Below are 15,146 nucleotides of genomic sequence, written 5' to 3'. Positions count from 1 at the left end.
TAAAAGAAAAGGGCTCAATTGAGCCCTTGTTGTTATTCATTGACCATAACGGTTTTTATATTCACAAATTCGCGTAATCCAAAACCGCCATGCTCACGGCCATAACCGCTATCTTTTACGCCACCGAAAGGCAGATTTGGTTGCGCCAAGCCATAGCCATTGATATTGACCATGCCTGTATCAAAGTGGTGTTTGGCAAGTTCAATAGCCTGCTTTTCATTTTTCGAGAAAATACCACCGCCTAGACCATAGCGGGAGTCGTTTGCAATGCGCATAGCATCGTCGTTATCTTTGGCTTTGATAAGAGATGCAACAGGGCCAAACAGTTCGTCATCATACGCTGGCATGCCAGGCTTGATATTTTCAAGTAAAGTTGCAGGATAATAAAAACCTTCACGTTCGGGGATTTCACCTCCCACCACCGCCTCAGCACCCGCTTCAATAGACTCTTTGACTTGCTGATGTAGCTTGTCGCGCAAGTCTTCACGAGCCATCGGACCTAAATCGCTATCTTTTTCATTAGGATCGCCCATTTTTGTATTTTCAAATTGCTTTTTGATCATTGCTTTGAAATCACTATAAAGCGCATCGACAACTACAAAGCGTTTTGCAGACACACAGGTTTGCCCGTTATTAATTAGACGACCTTGTGTACATGCGCTGATAGCGGTTTCAAGATCAGCATCATCCAGTACTACGTACGCATCGTTACTGCCAAGTTCGAGGACGGTTTTCTTCACATATTTTCCTGCGCGTTCAGCAACCTTTTTACCAGTGCCATCACTGCCTGTGAACGTAACGCCACGAATCGCTTTGTGTTCTATTAATTCACTGGCCGTTTTGCCATCGATTAAAAGATTTTTAAAGCAATAGTCAGGGAAGCCTGCTTGTGCAAATAGCTGTTCAATTTTTTCAGCCATGCCAAATACATTACCTGCATGCTTTAATACCGTCGTATTACCCGCCATAATATTTGCACAGGCATAACGAATAACTTGATAAAGCGGGAAGTTCCAAGGTTGAATACCCAAAATAACGCCTATTGGCTGATAGGTAACGATTGCATGGCCGCCTTGCATGTCACGCTTTTCATCCGCTAGTACTTTTGGGCCCTGTTCAGCGGTATAGCGACAGATAGCAGCGCATAGCTCAACTTCTTGTAAACCTTGCTGATAAAGCTTGCCCATTTCATCTGTCATAAGCTGTGCAATATCTTGCTTATTCGACTCAATAATACTGGCGAGTTTATTGAGATGCTCTGCGCGTTTAGTTAATGATGTTTCACGCCATGCTTCAAAGGCTTCATGGCATTTATCTACTTCTGCTTGCGCCTTTTCTAAAGACAAGAGAGTATATGTTTCGAGAGGTTGCTCTGTAGTCGGATTGATTGTGGTTACAGTGTCAGTCATCATTATCTCCTTACAAAAAATGTAAAGGGTAACCTGCAAGGCGAACACCACTTTTATATTTATTTATCTGTTTGTTTTTTATGGTTTATTTTTATATTTACTCAAGTGCTCATAAGCAGGTTATGTAAAAACTGCAAACAGATGCAAAACTTACAAGGATAGGCAATGAAAAAATCATACTTCGATACAGAATTGGCGATTATTCAAGCCCCCATGGCTGGAGTACAAAATGCAAGGTTAGCAGAGGCTGTTTGCCAAGCGGGTGGGCTGGGGTCTTTACCTTGTGCAATGCTATCTAAAGAGCAATTGGTAAGTGAGCTTGAGTATTTAAGTAATGCCACTGACAAGCCTTACAATTTAAACTTCTTTTGCCACCATACTCCAACTTATACAAAACAGCAGCAAGCTGCTTGGCATACCTTACTTTCTCCTTACCTAGAGGAGTTTGATGTTGATACATCGGCACTTTCAACCGTTGCCTCACGCCAGCCAATTAATCAAGACATTATTGATGTGATAGCACCTTTTAAGCCGCCAGTGATCAGCTTTCATTTTGGCTTACCTGAAGTGGCTATTATTTCGCAAATTAAAAAGTGGGGTGGCAAGGTGATTTCATCTGCAACTACGCTATCAGAAGCTAAATGGTTAGTTGAGAGTGGGGCAGATGCTGTAATAGCACAAGGGCTTGAGGCTGGTGGTCATCGAGGTCATTTTTTATCGATGGATTTATCATTGCAACTGACCACCAAAGAGTTGGTTCGTGCTTGTGTCGAACTTGATATCCCAACAATTGCAGCGGGGGGCATTGCAACGCCAGAGGATGTGAGTTTGTATCAAAAGTTAGGCGTGATTGCAGTTCAAGTGGGGAGTGCTTATTTACTAACAGAAGAGGCAACAACAAGCTCGTTACACCGCCAAGCATTAATGTCTCAGCAAGCAGGTAGCACTGAACTTACGACCTTATTTTCAGGCCGTGCAGCACGTGGGATAACGAATAGAGTGATGAAAGAGTTAGGCGCAATCCCTCAACATGTGCCTCCTTTTCCTTATGCATCGATCGCAATTACGGCATTACGAGCTCATGCAGAAGCAAACAATGATAGTGGTTTTTCGCCCCTTTGGTGCGGAGAAAAATTTATTAACCGTGATGGGGTGAGCGCAGCAAAGATCACTCAGTTGCTAATGCAAGGATGGCAAGATTGACGGATACGCAGTTACTTGAACTGGGAGATAGCTACCAGCAACTTGCAGAGCAATTAAAGCATCAATTAGCGGGGAGTTATCCAACAAAACGTTATGCGCGTGATGACGTGCTTTTAAGGCAAGGAGCGCTGCAAACTCATGGTTATCTTATTTTATCGGGTGTACTCGGTGCACTCCATGCGAGTGAAAATGGTGGGCAAAAGTGCAAAGAGTTTTACTTTCAAGATGAATTTGCCTTGCTCTATGGAAATTGGTTAACACACACGCCAGCTCTTTATCAGCTTAAAGTCATTCGTGACGCTAAAGTAATAAAAGTACCGCTTGCATTACTTGAGCAGCCTTTGAATCAAATGATGAAGCAGCAACTTGTCACCCAGCAGTTGTTATTCAAAGAAGCAAAGGAAGCCTTTTTATTACTTAACTCCCCACAGCAACGTTATGAATATTTACTTGCTAAAAAGCCCCATTGGTTGGCTCAGTTGAGCTTAACAGAAGTTGCAATGTATATTGGTATTTCCGCTATTTCATTATCACGAATTCGTAAGCGTCTTAACTTAAGTTAAGGCGCGATAGAGTGCGGCGCATTACACTGCTGTTTTTTCAGGAGTTGTCATGTTTATTTTGTCGCAATGTTTGGTTGCTGTTGCTACTTTACTCGATTTAGCCTCGTTCCAGTTTAAATCTCGTCAGATTATTTTAATGTGTTTGTTTAGCTCGGTTTTGCTAACGTCGATACATTTTTTGTTGCTTGATAATTTAAGCGCAGCAGCACTGATGCTGATAGCTGCTCTACGCTACGGCTACTGCATTTTTGCTCGAAAGCAGTGGGTAATGTATGGCTTTATGGGTTTAAGTGTTTTTGCAGTGCTTATTACATGGCAAAGTTGGTTCAGTTTTATTGCACTGACTGCGACCTTGGTTCAAACATATGCCTCATTTCAGAGCAAAGATCTATTACTTCGTTGCTTGATGGTTGTGGGTACTGTTTGTTGGATAACGCACAACTTACTTATTTTTTCGCCTGTTGCGGTGGTCATGGAAACCGTTTTCCTATTGAGTAATCTTCTGGGCTTATGGCGTTTTTATGTTAATCCAAGAACAGTAACGCCATAATATAATGTATTCATTTTTATATAGTTTTAGCGATGAGTTTGAGTAGAAAAGTTTCTCGCTGAATCGACAAACCTTGCTTCTCGCTCATTGCCATTGTGGTTTCGTTGTGAGCAATTGCACTATGGATATTTACCCATTTGGGTTGCATGCCATTTTGTATTTCGTAGTGCTCCATTTTTGGCAAAGCCAACTGCTCATCGATGTCGCAATAGTAGCAGTAGGATTTAATGTGTATACACTCAAAGTCATCTTTATACCAAGGCCTTAATTCTTCATAGAGACCAAGTGGTTTTTTAATTTTAATATTTTGTGCCCCCGTTTCTTCTTGCAGCTCGCGTATTAATCCTTCTTCAACACTTTCACCAGTGTCAATTCCGCCGCCAGGCAAGCTATAGCCATCATAGCGAGCTGTGTAAAGCAGGAGGATTTTTTCACCTTTTAAAATGACCGCACGGGCGGTTTCACGGGTGAACTGACTTTTGTTTTCGTCATTTATGCTAGGGTGGGTAACTTTTCTTAATAGTTTCATAGTATACAGCTTGGCTTAATCTATAGATCTGCATCATACAGGGTTATGAAAGTTTAATTAAACTTACCCTAAAGTGGTACTTGTAGGGTAATATAGTTTAAAAGTATTGGTTTGTAGTTCGGCGCAGGTAGTTTTCATTTCCAAATAAATGCGTAGAATGGTTGAAAAAGCTCAGGGAATTAATATGTTAAACGTACTTTTAGTTGATGATGATAGTGAGTTTAGTGAAGTTGTATGTCATATAGTCGAGTTCCTAGGTCATAATATAAACACAGCTGCAAATCTTGCAGAAGCAGAACAGTGGTTTAAGAACAATACATTTGATCATGTCTTTTTAGACTTTATGCTACCAGATGGCAGCGGCTTACATTTACTTGAGCATCTTAAACTAATTGGTCAATCTCCTCGCGTTACTTTAATTTCGGGTCATCCGTCAGTGAAAGGTAAGCTCGCAGAAATGTGTGAACCTAATGTGGGACACCTTGTAAAACCACTCCAACGCGAAGATATTGAACGGGTTTTAAATCCTAAAAAAGCCAACACTAAGAAAAAAGCAACACCGAGTATTAAACGTCATTTTGGTACTCTAATTGGCGAGTCAGAGGTTATGCAAAAGCTTTACACTATGATTGAGCGGGTTGCGGCAACATCGGCTAACGTTATGCTAATGGGTGAAAGTGGCGCTGGTAAGGAAGTGGTTGCACAAGCAATTCACAACGCCACGCAGTGCGATGGTCCTTTGGTTGCGACTAACTGTGGTGCATTCTCGAAAGAACTGATTGGTAGTGAATTATTCGGTCACGAAAAAGGTGCGTTTACGGGAGCTGTCGCTCGTAAAGAAGGGGTGTTTGAGCAAGCTGCAGGGGGCACGTTATTTTTAGATGAAGTAACAGAAATGCCTATTGATATGCAGCCAAACTTATTACGTGTACTTGAAAGTAAAAGGGTTACGCGTGTTGGTGGCACGAAAGAGCAAGCGGTAAACTGCCGTGTTATTTCAGCAACCAATAGAACGTTAACTGACCTTGCACAAAATAACGTGATCCGCGAAGATATTTATTTTCGTTTGGCGGTTTTTCCAATTGATATTCCCCCATTGCGCGAGCGAAAAGAAGATATTCCATTGCTCGCAGAGGCATTTTTAGATCAACTAAATGACGAAAATGGAACCAGCTTTAAATGGCAAGCAAGTCAGATAAAGGTACTTGAAGGGCATGACTGGCCTGGTAATGTACGAGAATTGCGCCATGCTATCCACCGTGCATTTATTATGAGTGATCCAAAAGGAAGCACTATTACCTTGCCTGATTCGCTAGAGTCACCATTTTCGCGGGTAAACAAAGAGACTCAATCGAATAATCAAGTGCTGGCAGGGCAAACGATTGAAGAAGTTGAAAAAGAGTTGATCCATGCAACTTTAGATAAAGTACAAGGTAACAAGACAATTGCCGCCCAGATGTTGGGGATCAGCACAAAAACATTGTATAACCGTTTGAATGCTTATGGAGGCATCAGCGAATATAAATAACAAAGGAATACTATGAATAATAACGAGTCTTTACGTCAGTTGGTGCACGATGCACGTGCACCCTTAAACCGTATTTCGATGAATGCAGAGTTAGTTAAGCTCGTATTAGAAAATGATATGCCGAAAGATAAAGCACTTGCAGCCCTTGATAAAATAATTATTAATTGCCAGCAATGTAGCGAGCAATTACAAAAAATAAGTGACACTCACTCCGATGAGTAAGCAGCATAGAAACTGGGAAAAAAATGCATAAGCAAAAGGGTAAAATAACAGTTAGCTGGGCAGGGTTTATTAGTGTCGTTTTGTGTATCGTTGTGGCGAATGCATTCTTAGCAATTAATAGCATACGCTCTTTGAGCGACACACAAAGCAGTCTTGATAACACAAATTCATTAAACACAGCTATTGAGCAGTTACACCTGTCTGTTGTACAGGCTGAGTCTGGGCAGCGAGGTTATTTGCTGACAGATCGTGAGGATTATTTAATACCATACACGGATGCAATGGCTACGATGCAAGCACAAATTATGCTTGTGAAAAGTTTGCACTCAGAAATACCTGGACAAGCCGATCGTATTGCGCGTTTTATCCACTTAGTAAACGACAAAGTGGCTGTTATGGCTAAAACAACCGATCTTGCCTTAGAGAATAAAGACGTGAGAGCGCGTCGATTATTGCTAACAGACAAAGGGCGCGAATTGTATAAAGATATTCGTGCTGCGGTTAATGAAATTCAAATGCGTGAGCTTAACTTTAAAATTGAAACGTTTGCCGCCCTTTCTGAAATTAAAAATGAAGCTAAAATCACCTTTGCTATCACGGCTGTGACCAGTTCTTTACTGTTAATCGGTATGTTTATTTTAGCGCGAACTAACCTGCAAAATGCCGCTAAATATCGCTTAGAATTAGAAAGACAAAATGAAAGCTTAGCCGCCAAAGTTGATGAACGTACTCAAGAACTGACGATTTATGCTGATGAGCTTAGCCGCTCTAATAGAGAGCTTGAAGAATTTGCCTTTGTAGCTAGCCATGATTTGCAAGAGCCGCTTCGAAAAATTCAAGCATTTAGTGATCGCCTTGAGAGTATGTTTAAGAATGACTTAGGTGAGAAAGGCATTGATTACATCAATAGGATGAAAAATGCAGCTCAGCGCATGTCTAACCTTATAAATGACTTACTTGAGTTCTCACGTGTAACTACCCGGGGTAAAGACTTTATAGACACAGATTTAAATAGCATCGTCGATGAAGTGCTGGATGATTTAGAAATCGCGATTAAAGAAGCTGGTGCAGAGGTCAGTGTTATGACGTTGCCGCATATTCAGGCTGACCCAAGCCAAATGCTACAGCTTTTCTTAAATATCTTGTCCAATGCAGTGAAATTTAGACGTGAAGATGTCGCACCGCTTATTAGCATTGATTATGAGCGTATTGAAGAATTTAGTCCGAACCATAATAGTAATGTTGAATGGGAAGTTATCACCATATCAGATAACGGCATTGGCTTTTCGGAAGAATATCTTGAAAAAATATTTGTACCATTTCAGCGATTACATGGTCGTTCGCAATACAAAGGTACAGGTATCGGCTTGTCTGTGTGTCGCCGCATAGTTGAGCGTCATGGTGGAGAAATTACGGCGAGCAGTCGCGTTGGTGAAGGGGCAACCTTCATTCTTAAACTACCCGTGGAAACATCGCTTTTCACATTACAAGGAGAGGCTTAGATGCCACTTAACAAAGTTAAACCTATTACCATTTTAATGGCTGATGACGATGAGGACGATCGTTTATTAACTCAAGATGCGCTTGCAGAAAGCCGCGTTCTTAATGAGTTATTTTTTGTCGAAGATGGCGTTGAGTTACTTGAATATTTAGAGCGTAAAGGGAAGTTTAGCGATAAGCAGAATTCTCCTCGACCAGGGCTTATTCTGCTTGATTTAAATATGCCGCGTATGGATGGTCGAGAGGCATTAGAAGCGATTAAATCAAACCCAAATTTAAAAGGTATTCCGGTTGTTATTTTAACTACATCAAAGCAAGAAGAAGATATGGTTAAAGGCTACGACTTAGGCGCTGCTTCTTACATCACAAAGCCTGTGACCTTCGATGGTTTGGTTGATTTGATGAAAACACTCGGTAAGTACTGGGTTGAATTTGTTGAATTACCAACCCCTCAAAACGACTAAAAAGGACAACAAATGTTAGATAAGGTAACCCGACTACTCTTAGTTGAAGATGATGAAGATGATTATATTCTTACTTGTGATTACTTAGAGCAATTGGGTTCCCATACATTTGATGTTGAATGGCTTAGCTGCCCTGAAGAAGCTGTTAATGTGTTGAGTGAAAATAAACACGATATTTGTTTATTGGATTATAGACTCGGTGCTTCTGATGGACTTGAAGTACTAAAAAGTGCGGTTGCTAATGGGTTTCGTGGCCCTATCATTATGCTTACAGGCCAATCGGATGACACCTTAGACTCTGCTGCACTTGATGCAGGCGCTGTTGACTACTTAGTTAAGAACGAAATGAGTTCAAGCCGCTTTGCCCGTGCAATTCGTTATGCACTAGCCAGACGGGATGTAGAAGATGAGCGTGTTGAACGTTTGAAAGCTGAAGCTGAAAATCGCTCGAAAGATCGCTTCTTAGCGCATTTAAGTCATGAGTTACGCACGCCTTTATCTTCAATATTAGGTTATACCGAACTGTTGATGCAAAGCGAAAAAAACCAACATGCGCATAATGAACTTGGGGTCATTTACCGAAATGGTAAGCATCTATTGAGCTTACTTAATGATGTACTCGATTTATCGAAAATTGCAGCAGATAAGTTAGAGCTTAACTGCTGTGATGTTAATCTCGATAGCTTAATGGCTGACGTATACACTTTAATGCGAGTATCAGCTGTAGATAAGGGCTTATCACTTAGGTTTGAGTCACAACAGGCACTGCCTTTAATTATTAATACTGATGCCACTCGTCTTCGTCAAATCCTCATCAATATCATTAATAATGCGATTAAATTCACTAACCAAGGTGAGATCGTTGTGCGTGCATGGACTGCATGGGTTAATGAGCGCGAAATGCTGTTCTTCAGTATTAAAGATACAGGGCTTGGCATTGCACCCGAAAAGCAGGCATTGATTTTTAAGCCATTCGAACAAATTGCCGATGTTGAATCGCGTGATGTTGGTGGTGCAGGACTAGGTCTTGCTATTTGCTCTGAATTACTTACACGTATGCAAGGTTCAATAGAGCTTGAGTCCACTCAAGGGGTCGGCTCTGAATTTACTTTATCTATTTATCCTGGCAACATTCGTGATGTTGAGCGTCAATTGCTGACGTTTGACTCTAACCCCGACTGCCATCAAAAGTTAACAACACTGTCAACGAGTGGGCGTGTACTTGTCGTAGATGACCTTAAAGATTTGCGTATTTTGGTAGGGCACATGATCGCAAGTACAGGGGCTGATGTTGAATACGCTGAAAATGGCAAACATGCGATTGAAAAGGTTGCTGCAGCAGAACAAGCAGGCAAAGCTTTCGATATTGTATTTATCGACCTACACATGCCTGTTATGGGCGGTAAAGAGGCGACAATTGAGCTTCGTAAAATGGGTTATAAAGAGCCGATTATCGCACTGACAGCTGCGACCATGAAAGGGGTTAAAAGTGAGCTATCGGCACTTGGTTTTAATGACATGATCGCCAAGCCCGTTGATTCGGGGCTGCTTTATCAGGTGTTGAATCATTATATTTGCCAAGGTAAAACAGAGCCTGTCATTGAGCATGATGACAGTCCGGCGATGACTCAAAAAAGTACCCGTTATTTATTAGTTGAAGATGACACAGATGCAGCGCAAATCACCCAGCTTTTATTAGAAAGCCTTGGGGTGGAAACGGTAATCGCTGCCAGCTGTGAAGCGTGTTTAAATACCCTAAATGAAGACGCTGAGTTTAATAAAGTACTGCTTGATATGCACTTGCCTGATGGTGGAGGTTTAGATTTAGCAAAACAGCTTAAGCAACGCTACCCCAACTTAACCTTAGTTATTGTCAGTGGGGCAGAGCCTGAGCCAGAAAAAATAGAGAAGTTGGACATTGAACAAGTTCTGTTAAAGCCAATTAACCTAGGTTTACTGACAGAGCTTATTGAGGGCAGTGCTTAATTGATTGTCGAGCAACAAGGCTTGGCTCAAACATAGTTTGCAGAGGCTCAGTTTGCTTTTGATATACGTGGTTTAGAACCCAGTTTGCAGCCATTTTCCCCATTTCATTGATTGGATAGTTAATTGTACTTAGAGGCGGATAAATGTGGCGCGTGAAAAATACATTATCATAACCCATCACTGATAGCTGCTCTGGAAGCGCTAAGCCAAGTTCTCTGGCGCTGGTGATGGCACCCGTCGCCATTTCATCATTGGCACAAATAACGGCACTAAATGACAACCCCTGTTGATAGATTGTTTTTAATCCATCAAAGCCACTGGTTTCCATAAAGTCACCTTGATAAAGCAGTTGTTCATTAAATGATAAATTAAATTCAGCAAGCGCTTGTTTGTGACCAGCTAGACGATCTTGAGCATCTTTTTTCCAAAGTGGGCCACTGATATAGGCTATATTTTTGTGACCCTGTTCTAAAACATGTTTGGCTGCAAGGTAGCCACCTTTGATGTTATTTAAAATAATACAACGGTCGCTTAATTCTGGAATAAAACGGTTAATGAGCACAAATGGTACACGGCCCTTACTCAGCTTGATTAAGTAATCGTCGCTGACAGCTTCAACATGCAAAATAAGGCCATCACAGTTACGGCTTATTAGGAACTCAATGCCTTGCTTTTCTCGCTCTTCATCACTGTGACCAGCAGCAATGATTACATGTTTACCTTGGTTTCTAAAAATATTTTCAATACCACTCATCATAGGACCGTAAAAGGGACCTTGTAATTCAGAAACAAGTAGACCAACACTGTTTGAACAATTCGACGCTAACGATTGCGCAATAGAGTTTGGTCTATAGCCAAGCTCACTCATTGCCGCAGTGACTTTTTTACGGGTAGCATCACTGACATTCGCATTGTTATTCATTACTCGCGAAACAGTTGCCAAAGACACTCCAGCTAGTTTCGACACCTCGTAAATGGTGGCCATATTATTCCTTTTTAAAACCCAATTATGGATGACGTTTTAATGATAAGTCGGCACTGATTTGCTCAACGGTTTGATTATCAAGAATATACCTTTTCATAATTAAAGCGACAAGCACGCTGCCAATTGCTGGATAAAGCGTAAATGAAACTAAAATGCCTGACAGCGTATGTTCACTAAGCTCTGTATTGGCCTCATAGCCATAAAACGCTAGTAACCAACCTGCAATGGCACCGCCGAGGGCAAGGCCGAGTTTAATAAAAAAGACCACGCTTGCGTAGACAAGCCCTGTTAGTCTCTCGCCGGTTTTCCACTGGCCGTAATCAATGGTGTCGGCCATTTTTGCCCACAGTAGTGGTGTTGCCATTTGCGTGAAAAAACACCATAAAAAGTATACTGCAAAAGCAAGTATCAGTTGTTCGCTTGGTAACCAAAACGCCACACAGCTGATTGCTGCAGAGATATATTGCAAACGAATATAGGCTGTTTTCTTATCAACACGTTTACTTAGCGGGTTTGCACACGCACAACCTAGGATATTACCTATCATACCGATAGTGACAAAATAAGTGACCAGTTCGGCTTCACCAAGCACATATTTTACGTAATAGATTGCCAGAGTTGTACGTAATACCATACTGGTTAACAGCATAAGTGCAGCAAAGCACAACACTTTAAATGGACCGTTTTGCCAAAGTGTACTCATGCGGTTCTTCCAACTCAACGATGAGCTGTTATGAGCTACAACACGCTCTTTGGTAAAGCGAAAACAAATCAAGAATAAGATGACACCTAAGCCGCTCATTAAGGCCATGGTTAGTTGGTAGCCTGTAGCGTTATCACCTTTTCCTAGCCAATTTACCAACGGCAGGGTACAGGCGCTAACTATTAGGCCGCCCAGCATGCCAAACACAAATCGGTAAGATTGAATCGACACACGCTCTTTAGGGTCGCCACTTAATACTCCGCCTAACGCTGAATAAGGAATATTAATGGCTGTGTAAACCAGCATTAGCAAAGTATAAGTGACAAAGGCGTAAATGACTTTGCCTGACTCTGGTAAGTCTGGCGTAGTGAAGGTGATCATACTGATCACCCCAAACGGTAAAGCGAGCCAAAGTAAATAAGGGCGATAACTTCCCCATTTAGTTCGCGTGGCATCGGTTAATGCGCCCATTAGTGGGTCGGTAATCGCATCAACAATTCTCACCACCAAAAACAAGGTGCCAACAATAGCAGGTGAAATACCAAAGATATCCGTGTAGAAAAAAGTTAAAAATAACATTACTGTTTGAAAGATAATGTTACTTGCTGTATCACCTAATCCGTAGGCTATTTTCTCTTTTGTTGTCAGCATGTGTGTTCTCGATTGTTGTTATTTTTATCGCTGTTTGAGCAGCGCACGGTATTGTTTTGCGCTTTCTTTTAAAATGCGTTGTTGGCTTTGGTAATCAATATAAACTAATCCAAAGCGCTTTTCGTAGCCATACGCCCATTCAAAGTTATCCATTAAACTCCACGCAAAGTAGCCTTGAATATCAACACCTTGACGAATTGCATCACAGACTGCATTTAAGTGAGTGTGATAATAATCAACGCGTTCAATGTCGTTCACTTCACCGTTTTCTAAGGTGTCGGCCATGGCTGCGCCATTTTCGGTAATATACATTTTTGGTAAATCATATTGCTGATGCAGTGATACCAAAAGCTCAGTTAAACCTTGTGGGTAAACTTCCCAGCCCATATCGGTAACACGAACATTCGCAAGGCTTGCTTCTTCAAACCAGCCATCAGCAGTATTTTTGTAGTGTATGCGGGTATAATAGTTAACGCCAATAAAGTCGACGGCTTGACTAATAATCGCCATATCGCCAGCAAGAATAGTCGGTTTAACCTCATCAGCCAACTCATCAAATAAAGAAGGGTATGTGCCTTCTAAAACCGCTTTGATATACCACTGGTTATGGTATTGATCGGCAAGTTTTGCGGCTTTTTTATCATCCGCAGTCAAAGGGTAAGTTGGGCTGAAGTTTAATACGATACCCGCTTCTGTGTCTGGGCAGTGTTTGCGTAACACTTGCATGGCAAGGCCATGGGCGAGCAGTAAGTGATGCGCTGCTTGTCGGCCTGCTTGTTGTGATTTTATACCTGGTGCATGTACACCCACTTCATAACCTAAGTAGGCACTACAGAAGGGCTCATTCAAGGTCGCAAAGGAATCGACTAAGTGGCCAAGGTGTTGAGTAACAAGTTCGGCATATTCTTGAAATTTATAGGCTGTATCACGATTTAACCAGCCACCATTATCTTCTAGGTATTGAGGTAAATCCCAGTGGTATAGAGTGACGTAAGTTTTAATATTACGTGCTTTTAACGCCGTTAATAACTGAACATAAAATGCCATACCTTGTTTGTTTATCGTGCCATCTTGATTCATGACCCGTGGCCAAGAAATTGATAAACGGTAAGCATCTACGGCTAAGTCAGCAATCATATCGACATCTTGCTGCCAACGTGCAACATGGTCACATGCTACATCGCCATGACTTTGATCGGCAATTGCATCCGGCTTTTCACAAAACGTATCCCAGATACAATCTAGACGCTGGCTGCGTGCGCCTTCAATTTGAAACGACGCAGTTGCAACACCAAAAGTAAATTCAGGTTTGAGTAAAAATGAGTCTGGCAAAAGAGAAATTGATTTATACACAGTTATTAGTCGTCCTTCGCATAGTGTTTGTAAGACAAACCAAAGTACAGAGCTGTAAATGGTGTAAGCGCTTACAATTTTATTGCAAATAAATTGCTATATATGATTTATATGTTATAAATGTAAGCGCTTACATTTTATGTTGCAATAGTTTTTTGCTTTTTTATTCATCATGATTTAGCACTAGAGCTGATGTAACAAACTGAAAAATATAAATAACTAGAGAATAAAATTATGGCCCAAGTTTCAACGCCTGTTTCGGGTAACGCGAGTCAAGCGGCAATGCCAAAGCAACATTTTGCATTGGCATCCTTGACCACATTATTTTTTATGTGGGGGTTCATTACTTGTTTAAATGATATTTTGATCCCTTACTTAAAAGGGATGTTTTCGCTGAATTATACGCAAGCCATGCTTATACAGTTTTGCTTTTTTGGTGCGTACTTTGTGATGTCGATCCCTGCTGGCAAGTTGGTCAGTCGCATTGGCTATCAATTTGGTATTGTGGTCGGCTTAGTGGTTGCAGCTATCGGCTGTGCGCTGTTTTACCCTGCTGCGGTTGCCCATGTATACGAATTATTTTTACTGGCTTTGTTTGTACTTGCTTCGGGCATTACTATTTTACAAGTATCTGCAAATCCTTATGTAAGTGTACTTGGCCCGCAAAAAACAGCGTCTTCGCGTTTGACTATGACACAAGCATTCAACTCACTAGGTACGACCGTCGCACCGATTTTTGGTGGGTGGTTGATTTTATCTGAAGTAAGCCAAGCCACGGCTGAAGAAGTGAAACTCCCTTATTTAATGTTGTCGTTAAGTTTACTCGTGCTTGCGGTTATCTTTGCGTTTTTAAAACTGCCAAAACTAGGTAAAGAAAGTGACAGTGAAGCGGCACATCAAGATTTAGAAGACTTTGTTGATTTAGGTAGTGTTTGGCGTTATCGCCACCTCATTTTAGGTGCCATCGGTATCTTTGTTTATGTGGGCGCAGAAGTGGCGATTGGTAGCTTTTTGGTGGGCTTTTTGACGTTAGATAATATTGCTGGCCTCGCAGAAAAAGAAGCCGCTCATTACATTAGTTATTATTTCGCAGGTGCCATGGTGGGTCGCTTTATTGGTGCTGCTGTGATGCAGAAGTTTAATGCAGGTAAGGTGTTGGCATGTCATGGCTTGCTTGCAGTAGTACTTGTTGCAATTGCTATGACAGGTGAAGGGAGTCTTGCTATGTGGGCTATTTTACTGGTTGGCTTATGTAACTCGATTATGTTCCCAACGATTTTCAGCCTTGCATTACATGGCCTTGGTAAATACACCTCAAAAGGCTCAGGCATTTTATGCTTAGCAATTGTAGGAGGCGCAATTATTCCACTACTGCAAGGTGTATTAGCCGATTCTGTTGGTGTGCAAATGGCGTTGTTCTTACCTATCGCCTGTTACTTATATATTACTTACTTTGCGCTGGTTGGCTCAAAAGTATCGACTCAGACTTCATAGGTGGAA

14 protein-coding genes are annotated in these 15,146 nt (G+C 41.5%); 9 read left to right on the top strand and 5 right to left on the bottom strand.

The genetic code is table 11. The annotated features are described in order from the left end of the window. Positions 1–32: 32 nt before the first annotated feature. Positions 33–1,409: an NAD-dependent succinate-semialdehyde dehydrogenase gene (locus tag L3V38_RS17110; RefSeq protein ID WP_237120122.1), complete on the bottom strand. Its 1,377-nt coding sequence runs from the start codon at positions 1,407–1,409 to the stop codon at positions 33–35. Positions 1,410–1,574: 165 nt separating this feature from the next. Here L3V38_RS17110 and L3V38_RS17105 point away from each other — a divergent pair, with 165 nt between their 5' ends. The 3 genes from L3V38_RS17105 to L3V38_RS17095 are packed head-to-tail and all read left to right on the top strand — an operon-like array spanning position 1,575 to position 3,725. After that, positions 1,575–2,612, top strand: coding sequence for a nitronate monooxygenase (locus L3V38_RS17105; RefSeq protein WP_237120121.1), 1,038 nt, complete (start codon positions 1,575–1,577; stop codon positions 2,610–2,612). Then, positions 2,600–3,175, top strand: a complete 576-nt coding sequence (locus L3V38_RS17100; protein WP_228074404.1) for a Crp/Fnr family transcriptional regulator — start codon at positions 2,600–2,602, stop codon at positions 3,173–3,175. Before L3V38_RS17105 ends, L3V38_RS17100 begins: the two co-directional genes overlap by 13 nt. A gap of 49 nt (positions 3,176–3,224) precedes the next feature. Then, complete coding sequence (locus tag L3V38_RS17095) at positions 3,225–3,725, top strand: YgjV family protein (protein ID WP_237120120.1); 501 nt, start codon at positions 3,225–3,227, stop codon at positions 3,723–3,725. Positions 3,726–3,741: 16 nt separating this feature from the next. Here L3V38_RS17095 and L3V38_RS17090 read toward each other — a convergent pair whose 3' ends face one another. Continuing rightward, a complete protein-coding gene (locus L3V38_RS17090; protein ID WP_237120119.1) occupies positions 3,742–4,254 on the bottom strand; it encodes an NUDIX domain-containing protein in 513 nt (170 codons plus the stop codon). 184 nt (positions 4,255–4,438) lie between these two features. On the opposite strand from L3V38_RS17090, the gene L3V38_RS17085 reads away from it, so the two are divergent. The 5 genes from L3V38_RS17085 to L3V38_RS17065 are packed head-to-tail and all read left to right on the top strand — an operon-like array spanning position 4,439 to position 9,954. Continuing rightward, on the top strand, positions 4,439–5,782 hold the full coding sequence (locus tag L3V38_RS17085; RefSeq protein WP_237120118.1) for a sigma-54 dependent transcriptional regulator: 1,344 nt from the start codon (positions 4,439–4,441) through the stop codon (positions 5,780–5,782). Between the two features lie 12 nt (positions 5,783–5,794). Further along, positions 5,795–6,004, top strand: coding sequence for a histidine kinase (locus L3V38_RS17080; RefSeq protein ID WP_130150801.1), 210 nt, complete (start codon positions 5,795–5,797; stop codon positions 6,002–6,004). A gap of 23 nt (positions 6,005–6,027) precedes the next feature. Next, positions 6,028–7,506 carry a sensor histidine kinase gene (locus L3V38_RS17075; RefSeq protein ID WP_237120117.1) on the top strand — a complete coding sequence of 493 codons (1,479 nt, stop codon included), beginning with the start codon at positions 6,028–6,030 and terminating at the stop codon, positions 7,504–7,506. After that, a complete protein-coding gene (locus L3V38_RS17070) occupies positions 7,507–7,968 on the top strand; it encodes a response regulator (RefSeq protein ID WP_130150803.1) in 462 nt (153 codons plus the stop codon). Between the two features lie 12 nt (positions 7,969–7,980). After that, the gene (locus L3V38_RS17065) at positions 7,981–9,954 is read left to right on the top strand and encodes a response regulator (RefSeq protein ID WP_237120116.1); all 1,974 of its coding nucleotides are present in this window, start codon (positions 7,981–7,983) and stop codon (positions 9,952–9,954) included. Here L3V38_RS17065 and L3V38_RS17060 read toward each other — a convergent pair. Genes L3V38_RS17060 through L3V38_RS17050 form a run of 3 tightly spaced genes read right to left on the bottom strand, consistent with a single transcriptional unit; the run spans position 9,935 to position 13,646 of the window. Then, positions 9,935–10,939, bottom strand: coding sequence for a LacI family DNA-binding transcriptional regulator (locus L3V38_RS17060; protein ID WP_237120115.1), 1,005 nt, complete (start codon positions 10,937–10,939; stop codon positions 9,935–9,937). The genes L3V38_RS17065 and L3V38_RS17060 overlap by 20 nt on opposite strands. A 22-nt stretch (positions 10,940–10,961) precedes the next feature. Next, entirely contained in the window at positions 10,962–12,293 is a 1,332-nt protein-coding gene (locus tag L3V38_RS17055; protein ID WP_237120114.1) for a glycoside-pentoside-hexuronide (GPH):cation symporter, read from the bottom strand. Positions 12,294–12,317: 24 nt separating this feature from the next. Further along, positions 12,318–13,646, bottom strand: a complete 1,329-nt coding sequence (locus L3V38_RS17050) for a GH1 family beta-glucosidase (RefSeq protein ID WP_237120113.1) — start codon at positions 13,644–13,646, stop codon at positions 12,318–12,320. Between the two features lie 282 nt (positions 13,647–13,928). Here L3V38_RS17050 and L3V38_RS17045 point away from each other — a divergent pair, with 282 nt between their 5' ends. Continuing rightward, on the top strand, positions 13,929–15,140 hold the full coding sequence (locus L3V38_RS17045; protein ID WP_237120167.1) for a sugar MFS transporter: 1,212 nt from the start codon (positions 13,929–13,931) through the stop codon (positions 15,138–15,140). Positions 15,141–15,146 lie beyond the last annotated feature (6 nt).

This window comes from Pseudoalteromonas sp. L1 (genome assembly GCF_021728095.1).
In the GTDB taxonomy this organism is placed as follows: Bacteria; Pseudomonadota; Gammaproteobacteria; order Enterobacterales; family Alteromonadaceae; genus Pseudoalteromonas.
Note: the sequence above shows the minus strand (reverse complement) of the source record. Positions and strands in the feature narration are given on the sequence as shown.

Bases quoted from the DNA above. Each gene is read 5' to 3' on its own strand.
- L3V38_RS17110 (WP_237120122.1), bottom strand. From the start codon at position 1,409: ATGACTGACACTGTAACCACAATCAATCCGACTACAGAGCAACCTCTC.
- L3V38_RS17105 (WP_237120121.1), top strand. From the start codon at position 1,575: ATGAAAAAATCATACTTCGATACAGAATTGGCGATTATTCAAGCCCCC.
- L3V38_RS17100 (WP_228074404.1), top strand. From the start codon at position 2,600: ATGGCAAGATTGACGGATACGCAGTTACTTGAACTGGGAGATAGCTAC.
- L3V38_RS17095 (WP_237120120.1), top strand. From the start codon at position 3,225: ATGTTTATTTTGTCGCAATGTTTGGTTGCTGTTGCTACTTTACTCGAT.
- L3V38_RS17090 (WP_237120119.1), bottom strand. From the start codon at position 4,254: ATGAAACTATTAAGAAAAGTTACCCACCCTAGCATAAATGACGAAAAC.
- L3V38_RS17085 (WP_237120118.1), top strand. From the start codon at position 4,439: ATGTTAAACGTACTTTTAGTTGATGATGATAGTGAGTTTAGTGAAGTT.
- L3V38_RS17080 (WP_130150801.1), top strand. From the start codon at position 5,795: ATGAATAATAACGAGTCTTTACGTCAGTTGGTGCACGATGCACGTGCA.
- L3V38_RS17075 (WP_237120117.1), top strand. From the start codon at position 6,028: ATGCATAAGCAAAAGGGTAAAATAACAGTTAGCTGGGCAGGGTTTATT.
- L3V38_RS17070 (WP_130150803.1), top strand. From the start codon at position 7,507: ATGCCACTTAACAAAGTTAAACCTATTACCATTTTAATGGCTGATGAC.
- L3V38_RS17065 (WP_237120116.1), top strand. From the start codon at position 7,981: ATGTTAGATAAGGTAACCCGACTACTCTTAGTTGAAGATGATGAAGAT.
- L3V38_RS17060 (WP_237120115.1), bottom strand. From the start codon at position 10,939: ATGGCCACCATTTACGAGGTGTCGAAACTAGCTGGAGTGTCTTTGGCA.
- L3V38_RS17055 (WP_237120114.1), bottom strand. From the start codon at position 12,293: ATGCTGACAACAAAAGAGAAAATAGCCTACGGATTAGGTGATACAGCA.
- L3V38_RS17045 (WP_237120167.1), top strand. From the start codon at position 13,929: ATGCCAAAGCAACATTTTGCATTGGCATCCTTGACCACATTATTTTTT.